Genomic DNA, 14,993 nt, shown 5'->3' with positions numbered 1-14,993 from the left:
CGGAGGGCGTTTCGTCCGACTCCAGCCGCTCAACGACCGGGGCGGACGACGCCCCCGCATCCGATACCCCGAAAGTAGACTGACATCATGTTCGAACTCGAAGTGATCTCTCCCGTCCTGCTGTGGACGGCGATCGCGATCTACGCGGCGGCCTTCGTGGCCTACGCCTTCGACCTCGCGCGCCGATCGCAGCTCACGGCCGATGCGGCGAGCGTGCGGGAGTTCGAGCTCGTCGGTGCCGGCGCGGGAGGCGGCTCAGCCACGGGTACCGCGAAGGCCGAGTCGACAGCATCCGGCTCCGACAGCACCCCCAAGCGGTTCGTCATGGCTCGTATCGGCACATCGCTCACGATCCTCGCCTTCGTGTTCCACCTCGCGGCGACCCTGACCCGCGGCTTCGCGGCCGGACGCGTCCCGTGGGCGAACCTCTACGAGTTCGCGATGACCGGCACGCTGCTGATCGTGGCGGTGTTCCTGGCCGTGCTCATCAAGCTCGATCTGCGCTTCCTCGGCACGTTCATCACGGGTCTCGTGGTGATCCTGCTCGGCCTCGCCGCGACGAACTTCTACGTCGAGGTCTCGCCGCTCATGGACCCGCTCAAGAGCGTGTGGCTCGTGATCCACGTCTTCGTCGCCTCGCTCGGCACGGCGTTCTTCGCGCTGGCCTTCTCGCTGTCGGTCATCCAGCTCATGCAGGCGCGGCGCGAGCGGCTGATCGCCGAGGGCGCGGAGAAGACCGGACCCGGGTTCCTGCGCACCTTCCCGGGGGCGGACCGCCTCGAGAGCATGGCCTACCGGTTCACGATCATCGGCTTCATCCTCTGGACGTTCACGCTCATCGCCGGGTCGATCTGGGCCTACTACGCGTGGAGCCGCTTCTGGGGCTTCGACGTCAAGGAGACCTGGACGTTCGTGATCTGGGTGCTGTACGCCGGGTACATCCACGCCAGGGCCACACGCGGCTGGCGGGGCAACCCCTCGGCATGGCTGTCGATCGTGGGCTTCTCGGCCGTCATCTTCAACTTCACGATCGTGAACGTCTTCTTCAAGGGTCTGCACGCCTACTCCGGCCTGAGCTGAGCCGACCCGCTCCGGGCACAGCTTCGGAGTTCGCACCCGACACGCCGCGCATCCCGTCGGATACGCGGCGTGTCGTGTGTCGGCTCCGAAACAGTGCTCGGGGGAGGGGGCCGGGCTCAGCCGCCCAGGGGGATGACCTCGAAGTGCTCGACACCGCCGTCGTACCAGACGAGCTCGGCCTCGGAGATGGTCTCCAATGGACGGTCGGCCAGGTCGCGGACGGATGCTCGGGCGAGATCGTCCCACTCCGCGGTCGGCAGGGTCTTGCCGTAGGCAACCGACAGATGGAAGGTCCAGTCCTTGAGGCTCAGCTCGCCGAGGCGGCGGAAGTCCGAGCGGTCCAGGGCCTCGGTGAGGGTCGAGTACGCCGACACGAGCGAGGCGGTGCGCGCGAGGCGCAGGATCACGATCTGCCAGGGCGTCGGGAACTGGTCGACCGCGTCGACCGTGATCTCGATCGGGGCTTGCTGCGCCGCCCAGCCGTGGATCAGCTCGCGAAGCTCGTCCCGCCGCTCGGGTTCGTAGAAGCCCCGGAGCGTCACGTGCCCGGTGTGCGGGTGCGGGATGCGGGAGCGCTGAAGAGCCGCATCCTGCTCGGTCTCGTACAGCTCGGCGACGGCCCCGGTGGGGCGCAGCACCAGGTACTGCTGCGCGTCGAGGGAGGCGAGCTGCTCGGGGGTGTCCATGAACGGTCGGCGCATGCCCCGATCGTACGGACCCGCACCGGCATCCGGCCGTCATGAAGCGCTTCGCGGGCGTCACACGCGGGCAGGGCTTCGGATCTCAGACAGGACACGCCGCACATCGGAGCGGAGGTGCGGCGTGTCGGGACCCAGATCCGACGTCGTGCCCGGGCCGGGAGCGGCTGTCAGGCCGTGGCGAGGGCCGCCTTGGCGGACGTCGTGCGGCGGAGGGCCACGGCCACGGTCGTCACCACGAGCGACAGCACTCCCCACACCACGAGGGCAGCGGCAGCGCCGCCGTTCGCGGCGATGAGGCCCGAGAACGCGGATGCCGTCGGCAGCGCCGCACCGAGATCGGCGAGCCAGCCGGGCACGGTGGACACGAGTCCCGTCGCGATCGCGAGCACGCCGACCAGAGCGCTCACCCAGCGGCCGATGCCTCCGAACACGGCGACGAGCGCCTGGTTCACGGCGGCGAACGCGACGCCCGCGAGCACAGCCATGCCGGCGAACGCCCACCACGTGCCGGCGTCGTACCCCGCGACGATCTGCACGATGAGCGACACGAGCACACCCTGTGCGGCGCCGATCGCGGCGGCCGGGGCGAAGGAGCGCAGCGCCAGCCCCGCGGAGGAGCGTCGCGAGGTGAGGGTGCGGGTCGTGTGCGCGCGCAGCACGAGGAACGACGCCATCGCGCCGAACCACAGGACCACCGCGGTGAGCAGCGGGATCGCGGTCGGTCCGAAGATCGTGGTACCCGAGCCCTTCGCGGCGACCGGATCGGCGATCACCGACGCGAGCGAGGTCGACTCGTCGTCGCTGAACGAGGGGAGCGAGTCGGATGCCGTCGCCAGGCCGCCCGCGAGATCGCTCGTTCCGGTCGCCAGGGAGTCGAGCCCCGTGGTGAGCTCGGTCGCACCGGTCGCCAGGTCGGTCGCGCCGGAAGAGAGCTGCGTCGCGCCGGACGCGAGCGAGCGCGCACCGGAAGCGGACTGCACGAGACCCTGATCGGCGAGCTGCGTCAGGCCGCCGGCGAGCTGCGAGGTGCCGGCGCCGGCCTGAGAGAGCTGCCCGGCGATCGTCGCGGTTGCCTGGGTGTTGACCTGCGTCAATCCGGCGGAGGTGCCCTCTGCGCCGGAAGCAAGTGCCGTGAGGGTGTTGCAGTACTGCGCGCCGAAAACCAGCGGGTCGCATTGGGTGGCGAGCGCGCGTACGCCTGTGGCGACGTCTGCGGCGCCAGCACTGAGCTCCGTCGGAATGATGCCCTGCGACTGCAGCTGCTGCGCGCCGGCGGTCAGCCCCTGCCCGATCGTGCTCGCGCCGCTCGCAGCCTCGCGGGTCTTCGCGGTGAGCGTGTCGAGTCCCGAGGCGAGCGAGGAGGCTCCGGTGCTGAGCTGCGTCGCCCCCGACGCCAGCTGCGTGGCGCCGTCGGGGATCGCGGCGGCGCCGGTGGCGGCATCGCGCGCGCCCGAGGCGAGCTGCGTGGCCCCGTCCGCCGCCTCGCCGATCTGGTCGCCGATGGTCGTGAACCCGACGAGCACGTTCTTCATGGTCGCCTCCGACAGCATGGTGCCGGTGCTGGAGGCCGCGACGTCGGCGATCTGGCTCGTGATGAGGTCGTCTGCGACGAGGCCGTCCTCGGGCGTCGTGACGCGGATCGTGGCCTGCTCTGCCTCGCCTCCGCCATCGGAGATCGCCTGCCCTGCGGAGGTCGCGGCTGCGGAGAAGTCCTCCGGGATGGTCACGACGGCCTGGTAGGAGCCGTCGGCGAGGCCGTCCGCCGCATCCTCCTCGTTCGAGATCACCCAGGTGAGGTTGGAGTCCAGGTCGTCGGATCCGTCGACCAGGCCGGCCGCGAGCTGACGCCCGAGTGGCGTGAGCTGTTCGTCGATCGTGACGGGTTCGTCGAGGTTGACGATCGCCGCGGTCATCGAGTCCAGGCGCTCGGTCGGGTTCTGCAGCGCGGCGACGAGGATCCCGCCGACCGCAGCGGGAAGCAGCAGGATGCCGAGGATCGTCAGCCAGGTGATGGGCTTGCGGGAGCGGGCGCGCTCGATGGGGAGGGTCATGCGTTCACCTCGGTGGTGGTGGAGGCGGTCCGTGCGACCGCGGGGGTGTCGATGTCGATGAGTTCGGGGGCCGGGCGGCCGGCGGCGGCGAGCAGGTCGAGCGCCGGCTGCGGGGAGACGGCTGTGAGGATCAGCGCGGTCGACGGGTCGGCATCGCGCAGGCGCGCGCCGAGCTGATCGCGCTCGTCACGGCTCAGACGGTCGACGGCGTCGATCACGACCACCGCGGGTCGGCCGCGCAGGGCCTCGGAGAGCTCGGATGCCGCAGCCGTGCCGTCCGCGACCAGCACGGTGCCGACGTGGGCACGCACCCAGGCGGCGCGACCGGGGAGCAGGTGTCCGGCGACGCGGAGGCGTCCGTCGTCGGTGGTCGCACGCCCGGCGATCGCCAGGGCGAGCACGCGCAGGGCCCCGGACGACGATCCGCTGAGCACCGCCGCGCCGTGCGCGGGGACGCGCAGGTGCACGTGCTCCACACCGGCATCCGCGATCGAGAGGTCGTCGGCGGCGACGACCGAGTCGTCGCCCGGCCACTCGGCGAGGTGGCGCTCGCGCTCGACGGCCTCACCCTCGATGTCGACGCTCGGCAGGATCCTCTCGAGCCAGCCGGGGATATGCCAGGCGCGTTCGCCGAGGATCGCCATGAGCGCGGGGATCAGCGTCATGCGCACGAGGAACGCGTCGATCGCGATGCCGGCGGCGAGTCCGAGCGCGATGGGCTTGAGCGAGGAATCGCCCTCGGGCACGAACGCGACGAACACCGCGAACATGATGAGCCCGGCCGCCGTCACGACCTTCGCCGAGCCCGTGAACCCGCTGCGCACGGCGCGCAGCGCGGCGGCCCTGCGCAGGGCACGGTCGGGACTCTTGGCATCGGGGTCGTGCACGTAGTCCTCGCGCATGCGCGAGACGAGGAACACCTGGTAGTCCATCGCGAGCCCGAACAGCACGCCCATGAGGATGATCGGCATGAAGCTGATGATCGGTCCGACCTTGGCGACGTGCAGCAGGTCTGCGAACCAGCCCCACTCGAACACGGCGCCCACGATGCCGAATCCCGCGACGATGGACAGCAGGTAGCCGGCGGCGGCCGTGATCGGCACCCACAGCGAGCGGAACACGATCGTGAGGAGGATGAGCGACAGGCCGATCACGAAGATGCCGAAGGGAAGCAGGGCGTGGCCGAGCTGGTCGGAGATGTCGATGCCCACGGCGGTGAACCCGGTGACCTTGAGGTCGATGCCGTACTCGTCGAGCCACGCGTCATGGTGGAAACGAAGCTCGCGCACGAGGTCGGCGGTCGCAGGGTCGTCGGGCGCGGTCTCGGGGATGATCTGCACGATGCCGGTGTCTGCCGTCTCGTTCGGCGTGGAGAGCGCGACCTCCTTGACGCCGTCGATGGTCGCGACCTCGTCGCCCAGGTCCTGCATGAGGGTGAGCGGGTCAGTGGACGTGACGATCGTGCCGGTGAGGATCAGCGGGCCGTTGAATCCGGCGCCGAACTCCTCCGCCACGAGGTCGTAGCTCTGGCGCGCTTCGTTGTCCTTCGGCAGCACGCCGGCGTTCGGCAGCGCGAGGTTGAGGCTCAGCGCGGGGATCGCGACGATGCCGAGGCCGATCACGACGGCCAGCGACACCAGGATCGGGCGCTTCGTGACCCCGGTGACCCAACGATCGCTGAAGCGACGGCGGGGCGCCGGTGCCGGAGCATCCTTCTTCGGCTTCCGCTCACGGCGGGGTCGTCCGATGACCCGTCCCTTCATGAAGCCGAGCAGCGCGGGGGTGAGCGTCACGGCGATCGCGACGGCGACCGCGACGGCGGCGGACGCGGCGACGCCCATGGTCGTGAGGAACGGGATGCCGGCGAAGCCGAGGCCTATCAGCGCGATGAGCACCGTGACTCCGGCGAACACGACCGCGGAGCCGGCGGTGCCGACCGCGCGGGCCGTGGACTCCTCAGGGTCGACACCGTCGCGCACCTGGTCCTGATGCCTCGCCATGATGAACAGCGCGTAGTCGATGCCGACGGCGAGACCGAGCATGAGGGCGAGCAGCGGGGTCGTCGATGAGACGGTCGCGAACGCGGTCGCTGCGAAGATCCCCGCCATCGAGATGCCGACGCCGAGCACGGCCGTGAGCAGGGGGAGCCCCGCCACGACGAAGGAGCGGAACGTCACGATCAGCACGAGCAGCGCGATGAGGAGTCCGACCGCCTCGGTGAGGGTCACGCCGGGGATCGACGTCGCGAACAGCTCGCCGCCGAGCGCGGTCTGCGATCCTTCCGGCAGCTCCTCCGCGAGATCGGCGACCACCGCGCGCAGATCGTCCTGGGTCTCGGCGGACACGTCGGTCGACTGCCCGTCGAACTGCAGACGGATGATGCCGGCGGTCTCGTCGTCGTTGATCATGCCGCTGACGTTCTCGTCGTACGGCGAGGTGGCCGACAGCACGGAGTCATCGAGGTCGGCGAGTCTCTCGACGGCATCCTCTATGTCCTGGCGGTACGGGTCATCGGCGATCGAGTCGCCGTCGGCGGCCACGACGATGATCTGCGCACTGGTGCCGCTGACCTGGGGGAAGGAGCGGTTCAGCTGCTCGAGACCGGCCTGCGACTCGGTGCCGGGGATCGAGAACGAGTTGTCCGTGCCCGCGCCGAGTACGAGCGCACCGGCTCCGGCGAGGCCGAGGGCGAGCAGCCACGAGACGAGGACTCGCCAGGGGTGCCGGTAGGACCAGCGGCCGAGCGACGACAGGAGAGTGGACACGGGGCTCCTCGGAGAATGCGGGCTGGATACACAGGTGTATCCAATACATATCTGTATCGTAAGGGGATCCCGTCACCGCATCCTGTGTGCAGGGTGTGAGAATGAATGGTCCGGAGGAGGTACCGATGACGTCGCCCGCAACCCGCAGCCGCGAGAACACCCGAGCGCGACTGCTCGACGCCGCAGCCCAGGTGTTCGCCGAAGTCGGTCTCGACGGCGCCTCGGTCGAGGCGGTGTGCGATCGCGCCGGCTTCACCCGTGGCGCGTTCTACTCGAACTTCGAATCCAAGGACGAGCTGTTCCTCATGCTCGCCGGCAGCGTCGCGGAGCAGCGCGTGAACGCCGTACGCGACCGCGTCGACGAGATCGCCGCCGACGGCGGGCTCGCCGAGGACTGCGACCCGATCGAACTCGTGCAGCAGATCATGGATGCCGGGAGCGACGACCGCCTGAACGTCATGCTGATGAGCGAGATCCGCATCCGTGCGCTGCGGGATCCGCAGTTCGGCGCCGCCTATCTCACGCAGGAACGCGAGATGGTGTCGAGCATCGCGAAGATCGTCTCCGACATCGTCGACGCGAGCACGCTCGAGCTCCGCATCCCGGCTGAGGCGGCAGCACGCATGCTCATGATCATCTGGGAGGGCATGACCGTGCGCGGGGCGATGGCCGGCCGCGATGCGGCGCAGCTGCGCCACTCCGGCAGCGAGGAGCTCGGGCGCCTCGTGCAGCTGCTCCTCGTCTGAGCGGCGTCACCCGAGCGGAAGGGCGTGCGACGCGTCTCAGCGCGCCGCGAGCACGGCGTGGCAACGGCCGAGACGCTCCAGCCACCAGTCGCGACGGTCGGGGGCAGCGGCGAGGCGGTCGAGCGCACTGGCGTCCGGCACCGCCCGCGCGGCCGGGATCGCCCCGTCGACCGGGCGGCGATCGGCGACGTCGTCGAGGAACAGGGATGCCGTTCCCAGGCCGCAGTCGAACTCCAGCGCAGGCAGCGCCGCAGCCAATGCCGCCCCCTGTGAGAGCCCGATCGCGGTGTCGAGCGCGCTGGACACGACCACGGGGAGGCCGGCGGCCGTGACGATCTGCAGGGCGTGAGTGACGCCGCCGAGCGGTTGCGCCTTGATGACGAGGAGGTCGGCGGCCTTCGCGCGGGCGACCGCGAGCGGGTCATCGGACTTGCGCACGCTCTCGTCGGCGGCGACCGGTATGCCCATGTACTTCACGCGCGTGCGCAGCTCGGCGAGCTCCTCGACCGACGCGCACGGCTGCTCGACGTACTCGAGGTCGAACTCCGCGAGCGCGTGCACGGCGTGCTCGGCCTCGTCGACGTTCCACAGCCCGTTCGCGTCGACGCGGATGCGCCCCTCCGGCCCCATCGCCTCACGCACCGCGCGCACGCGGGCGACATCGTCCGCGAGCGAGTGGCCGGGCTCCGCGACCTTCACCTTCGCCGTCCGGCATCCTGGGAACCGAGCGAGCACCTCGGCCACGCGGGCGGGGTCCACGGCGGGCACCGTCGCGTTGACCCGGATAAGGTCCCGCACGGGCGCGGGTTGCGGGCGCCACGCGAAGTCGATGGCGGCGGCGAGCCAGGTCGACGCTTCCGCATCCTCGTATTCGAGAAAGGGGGAGAACTCGGCCCACCCTTCCGGTCCTTCGAACAGCAGCGCCTCGCGGGTGTCGACCCCGCGGAAGCGCGTGTGCATCGGGAGCGAGACGACGCGGGCCGAGTCGAGCAGGTCTGCGAGCGGCGGGAGCATGTGCCCATTCTGCTCCGCTCGAGCGGAGCACAGGGGAGGTGCGCTCGTGCGTCGGGATCAGCCGAGTCGCTTCTGCAGTTCGCCGAGGCGTTCGACGGGGCGGAATCCGAGCAGCGTGTTCACGGCGAGCATGTGCTCGTTCGACTCCGCGTTGTGCGTGTATACGGCTCCGACCTCGGGCGCCGTAAGGCTCAGCATGCGGAGGTTGGCGATCTTCACGGCGAGGCCGAGGCGGTGACCGCGGTCCCGTGATCGTACGAGCGTGCCCCACTGGTAGGCGTTGCCGTCGTCGGTCGACACGACGAGCTGCGAGTACGCGGCGGCGGAACCGTCGGGCGCCACCGCGATCGTGCCGACGGAGATGCGGCGCTGGCGCTCGATCAGGTCGTCGCTCTCGCGGATGCTGTCGACGTCGGGTGCCTGCGGGTCGATGTCCTTGTCGCCGGTCGGTGCCTCGGTCTCGAGCGAGGCGTCGAGGATCGCCCACTGCTCGATCAGATCGTCGGGCACGCGGCCGATCCAGGACCTCAGGCCGTACCTGCTGCTCGACGCGGCGGTCGTGCGCTCGTGCGCGCGGAGCACGTCTTCATCGAGGGGCAGGTCGAGGCGGCTCATGACATCGCCGAGGGCGAGGGCGTAGCCGTGGCGGCGGGCGAACTCCCGGCCGGGTGAGCCTGCGCCGTCGGATCCGAGAGCGTGGGGCCACGACGCCGAACCCTGGACTGTCGTGCGTCCCGCGTCCTGGGCCTCGTTCTCGAGCAGCGCGAGCGCGCGGGAGCCGATGCCGCGTCGCCGGCACTCCGGCGGCACGCTCAAGCCGAGATGGGCGACGTGGGTGTTGTCCTTGAGGGGCAGTGCGAGGCTGGCCGACCCGACAACGGCATCGTCATCGTGGATCAGGTACGCGCGCCGGTCGACGACCTCCGAGTCCTGTTGGAGTTCGCTGCGCGACTCCTCGCGCGTCCACACGATCGCGTCGTGACCGCGATCGGCTCGCTCGGCGGCCGCGTAGGCGTCCCACCAGGCATCGACGGCTGCATCGTCGAAAGGGTCGATGAGTCGGAGGTCGAGGGGCATCCCTCCACGCTATCGAGGCGGCCGTCGACTGTGGTGGACCTCATCCATACCCGTGTCGTTGACAATAGTGTGTGACGCACAGTAATGTGACGGGCATGAACGAGACGCTCGACACGCACCTGCAGGAACTGCGCCGCGGCACCGTGGTGCTGGCCTGCCTGCAGCTGCTGCGCACCGCGGACTACGGCTATGCGCTGCTCGAGCAGCTCGAGGCGCGCGGCTTCGCGACCGACGCCAACACGCTGTACCCGCTCCTGCGACGTCTCGAGAAGCAGGAGTACCTCACGAGCGAGTGGAACACCGACGAGGCACGGCCCCGCAAGTTCTACCGCACATCGGAGGCCGGCATCCGGCTCGCCGACACCCTCACCGAAGAATGGCGCGCCCTCACCACCGCCATCGCCTCCCTCACCTCCGAGGAGAACTGACATGCCCAGCACCGCAACCCTCACCGAGCGCTACATCGACGCGACCGTCCGCAGCCTGCGCCCGGAGGCGCAGGACGACGTGCGCGCCGAGCTCGAAGCATCCATCGCGGATGCTGTCGAAGCCCGACTCGAGCAGGGCGAGAGCCCGGATGCCGCCGAGCGTGCGGTGCTCACCGAGCTCGGCGATCCCGGTGCGCTCGCCGCAGGGTACGCAGACCGGCCGCTGTACCTGATCGGGCCGCGCTACTACCTCACCTGGTGGCGGCTGCTGAAGCTGCTGCTGATGATCGTGCCGGTCTGCGTGCTCGCCGCGGTCGCCCTCGGGCAGACGATCGCTGCTGCACCCGTGGGCGAGATCATCTCGACCGCCGTGGTGGCGACGGGTGGCACGATCCTGCACCTGTGCTTCTGGACCACGCTCGTCTTCGTGATCCTCGAGCGCGCCGGTGCCGACACCGGTGTGAAGTGGGACGTGGATCAGCTTCCCGAGGCGCGCGAGAAGGGGGTGGGGCGATCCGAGCTGATCGCGTCGCTCGTCTTCCTGGGCATCGCCGTCGGCGCGCTGCTGTGGGATCGGTTCCGCGGATTCGTGCAGGTCGAGGGTGACGCACTTCCGATCCTCAACCCGCAGCTGTGGCCCTGGGGCGTCGCGACGCTGGGGTTGCTCATCGTCGCCGAGGCCGTCTTCGCCGTCGTCCTGTACCGCAGACGCGGCTGGAGCACCGGGCTCGCCGTCGTCAACACGGTTCTGGCGGTCGCCTTCCTCGCATGGAGCCTGATCCTGCTGCTGCGCGGCGAGCTCGTGAACCCCGAGTTCCTCTCGCACATCGTCGCGGCGGGCGGCGAGGGCTTCGCCGCCGGCGACGCGAAGGCCGCGGATGAGGGAGGGATCTTCCGGATCCTCGCCGTGCTCCTCGGCTTCGGCATCGCGCTGGGCGTCGGGTGGGACATCGTGGACGGCTGGATCAAGACGGCGCGGGCCCGTCGTGGTTGATCCGCGCATCCCGTCGGCGATCTCGACAGGAATAGGCTGGATGCCGTGACCAGCGCATTCGTCTCCGACCTGTTCGACCCCGACGAGTGGACTCTCGCGCCCGGCGCCGAGGACTACACCGACATCACCGCGCACGTCACGCACGACGGCGGTGTCGCGCGCATCGCGTTCGACCGACCCGAGGTGCGCAACGCGTTCCGCCCGCACACGGTCGACGAGCTGTATCGGGCACTGGACATCGCCCGCCAGGACCCGCGCATCGGGGCCGTGCTGCTCACCGGCAACGGGCCGAGTCCCAAGGACGGCGGCTGGGCGTTCTGCTCCGGCGGCGACCAGCGCATCCGCGGACGCGACGGGTACAAGTACTCCGAGGCCGAGGATTCGGTCGTTGAGCGAGCGGAGCGAGACGAAACGCGCGCACGCGCCGGACGCCTCCACATCCTCGAGGTGCAGCGACTCATCCGCTTCATGCCCAAGGTCGTGATCGCGGTCGTCCCGGGCTGGGCAGCAGGGGGAGGGCACTCGCTGCACGTGGTGTGCGACCTCACGATCGCCTCGTCGGAGGAGGCGCGGTTCAAGCAGACGGATGCCGACGTCGGCAGCTTCGACGCGGGCTACGGTTCGGCGTACATGGCGCGGCAGACCGGGCAGAAGTTCGCGCGGGAGGTGTTCTTCCTCGCGGAGGAGTACTCGGCGCAGCGCGCGTATGAGGCCGGAGCCGTGAACCGCGTCGTGCCGCATGCCGAGCTCGAGCGCGAGGCGCTGGCGATGGCGCGGACCGTGCTCACGAAGTCGCCGACGGCGATCCGCATGCTGAAGTTCGCGTTCAACGCGGTCGACGACGGGCTCGTCGGCCAGCAGGTGTTCGCGGGGGAGGCGACACGCCTCGCCTACGGCACGGACGAGGCCGTGGAGGGCCGCGACTCCTTCCTCGAGAAGCGCGACCCCGACTGGTCGTCGTTCCCCTGGCACTACTGAGGTCCCGCGGGATCGGGCAGAGGACGGGACGGACATGGTCGGACTGATCTCGATGGATGCCGAGGATCCGGCACGGCTGCGGGATGCGCTCGCCCGGGCCCTCGACGGCGGACAGGCCCTGGGCTTCGGCATGATCGGCGACGCGCCGGATTGGGTGCCGCGCGGCACGGCCGTGGTGATCGCGACCTCGGGGTCCAGCGGGGTCCCCAAACGTGTCGCCCTGAGCGGGGAGGCGCTGCGCGCGAGCGCCGAGGCCACGGCGCAGCGCATCGGGTCCGGGCGCTGGCTGCTCGCGCTTCCCGGCGGCTATGTCGCGGGGCTGCAGGTCGTGGTTCGCTCGATCCTCGCCGGCACGGAGCCGGTCGCGCTCGATGGCAGGTTCTCACCGCAGACCTTCGCCGAGGCGACGCTGTCGATGCTGCGGCCGGTGTCGGGCGACGGCATCCCCGAGCTCTACACGTCCCTCGTGCCGGCGCAGCTGTCGACGCTGCTCGATGCGGCAGCCGACGCCCCCATCCGCGCGGCGCTGCGCGCCTACCGGGCGATCCTGGTGGGCGGTCAAGCGCTGCCGGAGCCACTGCGCGAACGAGCGGCCGACCTCGGCGTGCGCCTCGTGCGCACCTACGGATCGACCGAGACGAGCGGTGGATGCGTGTACGACGGCGTGCCGTTGGAATCCGTGGCGGTGCGGGCGGTGGACGGCGAGCTGCGCATCGCCGGTCCCATGCTCGCGGACGGCTACCTCGGCGACGGCGACCTCACGGCGCGGAACTTCACGCACGACGAGCACGGCATCCGCTGGTACCGCACGGGCGACCTCGGCCTCGTCGACGACGGGGTGGTGCGCGTGCACGGCCGCGCCGACAACGTGATCGTGTCAGGCGGCATCAACGTCTCGCTCGACCGGGTCGAGCGGATCGTGCGCCGCATCCCCGGTCTCAGCGGTGCCGTCGTGGTGGGCGTCGACGATGCGCGCTGGGGTGAGGCCTCGGTGATCGTCGCCGCGCGCGGCGAGGCCCTGCGTCGCAGCGAGTCGGATCAGCTCGTGCAGGCCCGCGAGGCCGTGGCCGAGGAGCTCGGCAAGCATGCGCGCCCCGCCCGCATGGTGCTCGTCGACGAGCTCGACGTCCTCGCCTCGGGCAAGCCCGACCGGGAGGCGATCCGTCGCGCCGTGGCCGACCTGCGCTGACGTCCGGCGGAGATCCGGCGCACCATAGGCTGGCCGCGTGGAGATCCTGCGGTTGGCCGGAGGCCCCGGTGTCGGCAAGAGCGCCGTCGCCTGGCAGGTCGCGCAGCGCCTCCGCGCCGACGGCGTCCGCATCGCGTACGTCGACATCGACCAGCTGGGCATGTGCTACCCCGCACCGCACGACGATCCGGACCGGTGGGCTCTCAAGGAACGGGCGCTGGAGCGGATCGCGCGGGGACACGAGTCCGCGGGGGCGCAGATGCTCGTGGTGTCGGGCGTCGCGGAGGCCCGTATCCCGCCGCCTCGGCACGGGCATCCCGTGACGTCGATCTGGCTGGATGCCGCGGAGCCGGTGCGTCGCGCTCGGCTGACCGCCAGGGACTGGACGGAGCAGCAGGTGCGGCAGGCGCTGACCGCGGGCACTGCGGAGTCCGCCCACGCGCATCCGGAGTGGATCCGGCTGCCCACCGACGACCTCCCGGTCGAGGAGGTCGTCCACCGGGTGCTCGACACTCTGCTGCTCGCAGATCTCTCGGCTCCCGGGCCTGATCGCCGGGAGACCGCCGCCTCTCGCGCGCGCGGGACCGTGCTCTGGATCACCGGTCCGCGACTGGCCGGTGCGTCAACCGTCGGCTGGCGGATCGTCTCCGAGCACTGGGCGGCGGGAGTCCGTACGGGTTTCGCGGATGCCGCGCAGCTGGCGTTCGCACCCGATGCGCGCGGTGCAGCGGTCGCCGGGGTGGTCGCGCTGCACGAGGTCTTCGCCGACGTCGGGGCCGAGTCCCTCGTGGTGGTCGCCCCGGGCCGGATGGCGCCGGATGACGTCGTCGCCGCCTTCCCGCACGCCGATGTGGTCATCGTCCGGCTCGAGGCCGACGAGCGTTCGCGGCGTGCGCGGGCCGACGAACGCCGCACGGGGCGAGGGCCGATCCTCGCTGGTGACGACGTGGTCGGAGCAACCGACGCGGAGATCGAGGCGCTGATCGCCGCGCAGGGGTCCCGGTCGGATGTGCCGGGTGTGCTCGTCGTCGACACCTCCGGACTCGACGCGACCGCCGCGACCCGCGCCGTGCGCACGGCGCTCGCCGCAGACGACCGTCCGGATCGACCCCACCCGCGTTCCTGACACACTGGAGCATGGCCACCTACACGCACGGGCACCACGAGTCCGTCCTCCGCTCGCACCGCATCCGCGACATCGCGAACTCCGCCGCGTACCTGCGACCGCATCTGACGGCCGACACACGACTCCTCGACGTCGGCGCCGGCCCCGGCAGCATCACCGTCGACTTCGCAGGCGTGGTCGCGCACGTGACGGCGACCGAGATCGACGAGCGGGCGCTGGCGCTCTCCCGCGATCTCGCGGCGAGCCTCGGCCTCGAGAACCTCGACTTCTCGGTCGAGGACGTGCACGCGCTGACGTTCGCCGACGACTCCTTCGACGTCGTGCACGCGCACCAGGTGCTGCAGCACGTGGCCGACCCCGTGCGGGCGCTGCGCGAGATGAGGCGTGTCACGGTGCCGGGCGGGGTCGTAGCTGCCCGGGATGCGGACTACGCCGGGTTCCACTGGTTCCCGGTGCTTCCCGAGCTCGACACCTGGCTCGACCTGTACCGGCGGGCGGCGCGAGCGAACGGCGGCGAGCCCGACGCGGGCCGCCGCCTGCTGTCCTGGGCGCGCGCCGCCGGCTTCGAGGAGGTCACGGCGACGGCATCCACGTGGTGCTACGCCACTCCCGAGGATCGCGCCTGGTGGGGCGGCATGTGGGCCGACCGCATCCTGGAATCCGCGTTGACCCGACAGCTGCTCGACGGCGAGATGGCCTCGCGCACCGACCTGCAGGAGATCAGCGACGCCTGGCGACGCTGGGCCGACGACGGCGACGGCTGGTTCCTCGTGCCGCACGGCGAGATCATCGCGCGGGCGTGACCTCCGCCCCGCCGGATACATCCCCAGACGGATGCGGGTCG

General features: G+C 70.8%; 13 protein-coding genes. 8 read left to right on the top strand and 5 right to left on the bottom strand.

Translation table 11 applies throughout. The features are described from left to right. The first annotated feature begins 87 nt into the window (after positions 1–87). Positions 88–1,080, top strand: a complete 993-nt coding sequence (gene ccsB, locus AKH00_RS06055) for a c-type cytochrome biogenesis protein CcsB (RefSeq protein WP_050721733.1) — start codon at positions 88–90, stop codon at positions 1,078–1,080. A 116-nt stretch (positions 1,081–1,196) separates the two neighbouring features. Here the strand turns inward: ccsB and AKH00_RS06050 are convergent, their stop codons facing one another. The 3 genes from AKH00_RS06050 to AKH00_RS06040 form a co-directional block, all read right to left on the bottom strand. Beyond that, positions 1,197–1,781 (bottom strand): 2'-5' RNA ligase family protein, encoded by a 585-nt coding sequence (locus tag AKH00_RS06050; RefSeq protein ID WP_050721732.1) that lies wholly within the window; start codon positions 1,779–1,781, stop codon positions 1,197–1,199. Between the two features lie 167 nt (positions 1,782–1,948). Beyond that, on the bottom strand, positions 1,949–3,832 hold the full coding sequence (locus AKH00_RS06045) for a YhgE/Pip domain-containing protein (RefSeq protein WP_050721731.1): 1,884 nt from the start codon (positions 3,830–3,832) through the stop codon (positions 1,949–1,951). Continuing rightward, positions 3,829–6,597, bottom strand: coding sequence for an MMPL family transporter (locus AKH00_RS06040; RefSeq protein ID WP_050721730.1), 2,769 nt, complete (start codon positions 6,595–6,597; stop codon positions 3,829–3,831). Before AKH00_RS06040 ends, AKH00_RS06045 begins: the two co-directional genes overlap by 4 nt. A 125-nt stretch (positions 6,598–6,722) precedes the next feature. Here AKH00_RS06040 and AKH00_RS06035 point away from each other — a divergent pair, with 125 nt between their 5' ends. After that, positions 6,723–7,343 carry a TetR/AcrR family transcriptional regulator gene (locus AKH00_RS06035; protein ID WP_050721729.1) on the top strand — a complete coding sequence of 207 codons (621 nt, stop codon included), beginning with the start codon at positions 6,723–6,725 and terminating at the stop codon, positions 7,341–7,343. A 36-nt stretch (positions 7,344–7,379) separates the two neighbouring features. Here AKH00_RS06035 and AKH00_RS06030 read toward each other — a convergent pair whose 3' ends face one another. Together AKH00_RS06030 and AKH00_RS06025 are read right to left on the bottom strand one after the other, a co-directional pair. Continuing rightward, a complete protein-coding gene (locus AKH00_RS06030; RefSeq protein WP_050721728.1) occupies positions 7,380–8,357 on the bottom strand; it encodes an o-succinylbenzoate synthase in 978 nt (325 codons plus the stop codon). 57 nt (positions 8,358–8,414) lie between these two features. Beyond that, positions 8,415–9,434, bottom strand: a complete 1,020-nt coding sequence (locus tag AKH00_RS06025) for a GNAT family N-acetyltransferase (protein WP_050721727.1) — start codon at positions 9,432–9,434, stop codon at positions 8,415–8,417. Between the two features lie 95 nt (positions 9,435–9,529). Here AKH00_RS06025 and AKH00_RS06020 point away from each other — a divergent pair, with 95 nt between their 5' ends. Genes AKH00_RS06020 through AKH00_RS05995 form a run of 6 tightly spaced genes read left to right on the top strand, consistent with a single transcriptional unit; the run spans position 9,530 to position 14,952 of the window. Then, positions 9,530–9,862: a PadR family transcriptional regulator gene (locus tag AKH00_RS06020; RefSeq protein ID WP_050721726.1), complete on the top strand. Its 333-nt coding sequence runs from the start codon at positions 9,530–9,532 to the stop codon at positions 9,860–9,862. A 1-nt stretch (position 9,863) separates the two neighbouring features. Continuing rightward, positions 9,864–10,856, top strand: a complete 993-nt coding sequence (locus AKH00_RS06015) for a permease prefix domain 1-containing protein (RefSeq protein WP_050721725.1) — start codon at positions 9,864–9,866, stop codon at positions 10,854–10,856. A gap of 45 nt (positions 10,857–10,901) precedes the next feature. Then, complete coding sequence (locus AKH00_RS06010) at positions 10,902–11,834, top strand: 1,4-dihydroxy-2-naphthoyl-CoA synthase (protein ID WP_050721724.1); 933 nt, start codon at positions 10,902–10,904, stop codon at positions 11,832–11,834. 34 nt (positions 11,835–11,868) lie between these two features. After that, entirely contained in the window at positions 11,869–13,023 is a 1,155-nt protein-coding gene (locus AKH00_RS06005) for an AMP-binding protein (RefSeq protein WP_082297428.1), read from the top strand. Between the two features lie 37 nt (positions 13,024–13,060). Further along, positions 13,061–14,149, top strand: a complete 1,089-nt coding sequence (locus tag AKH00_RS06000; RefSeq protein ID WP_050721723.1) for a hypothetical protein — start codon at positions 13,061–13,063, stop codon at positions 14,147–14,149. An 11-nt stretch (positions 14,150–14,160) separates the two neighbouring features. Next, on the top strand, positions 14,161–14,952 hold the full coding sequence (locus tag AKH00_RS05995; protein ID WP_050721722.1) for a class I SAM-dependent methyltransferase: 792 nt from the start codon (positions 14,161–14,163) through the stop codon (positions 14,950–14,952). Positions 14,953–14,993 lie beyond the last annotated feature (41 nt).

The organism is Microbacterium sp. GCS4 (assembly GCF_001262495.1).
In the GTDB taxonomy this organism is placed as follows: Bacteria; Actinomycetota; Actinomycetes; order Actinomycetales; family Microbacteriaceae; genus Microbacterium.
Note: the sequence above shows the minus strand (reverse complement) of the source record. Positions and strands in the feature narration are given on the sequence as shown.

Excerpts from the sequence above, each read along its gene's own strand:
- ccsB (WP_050721733.1), top strand. The coding sequence starts at position 88 with ATGTTCGAACTCGAAGTGATCTCTCCCGTCCTGCTGTGGACGGCGATC.
- AKH00_RS06030 (WP_050721728.1), bottom strand. The coding sequence starts at position 8,357 with ATGCTCCCGCCGCTCGCAGACCTGCTCGACTCGGCCCGCGTCGTCTCG.
- AKH00_RS06025 (WP_050721727.1), bottom strand. The coding sequence starts at position 9,434 with ATGCCCCTCGACCTCCGACTCATCGACCCTTTCGACGATGCAGCCGTC.
- AKH00_RS05995 (WP_050721722.1), top strand. The coding sequence starts at position 14,161 with ATGGCCACCTACACGCACGGGCACCACGAGTCCGTCCTCCGCTCGCAC.
- AKH00_RS06020 (WP_050721726.1), top strand. The coding sequence starts at position 9,530 with ATGAACGAGACGCTCGACACGCACCTGCAGGAACTGCGCCGCGGCACC.
- AKH00_RS06050 (WP_050721732.1), bottom strand. The coding sequence starts at position 1,781 with ATGCGCCGACCGTTCATGGACACCCCCGAGCAGCTCGCCTCCCTCGAC.
- AKH00_RS06015 (WP_050721725.1), top strand. The coding sequence starts at position 9,864 with ATGCCCAGCACCGCAACCCTCACCGAGCGCTACATCGACGCGACCGTC.
- AKH00_RS06045 (WP_050721731.1), bottom strand. The coding sequence starts at position 3,832 with ATGACCCTCCCCATCGAGCGCGCCCGCTCCCGCAAGCCCATCACCTGG.
- AKH00_RS06035 (WP_050721729.1), top strand. The coding sequence starts at position 6,723 with ATGACGTCGCCCGCAACCCGCAGCCGCGAGAACACCCGAGCGCGACTG.
- AKH00_RS06005 (WP_082297428.1), top strand. The coding sequence starts at position 11,869 with ATGGTCGGACTGATCTCGATGGATGCCGAGGATCCGGCACGGCTGCGG.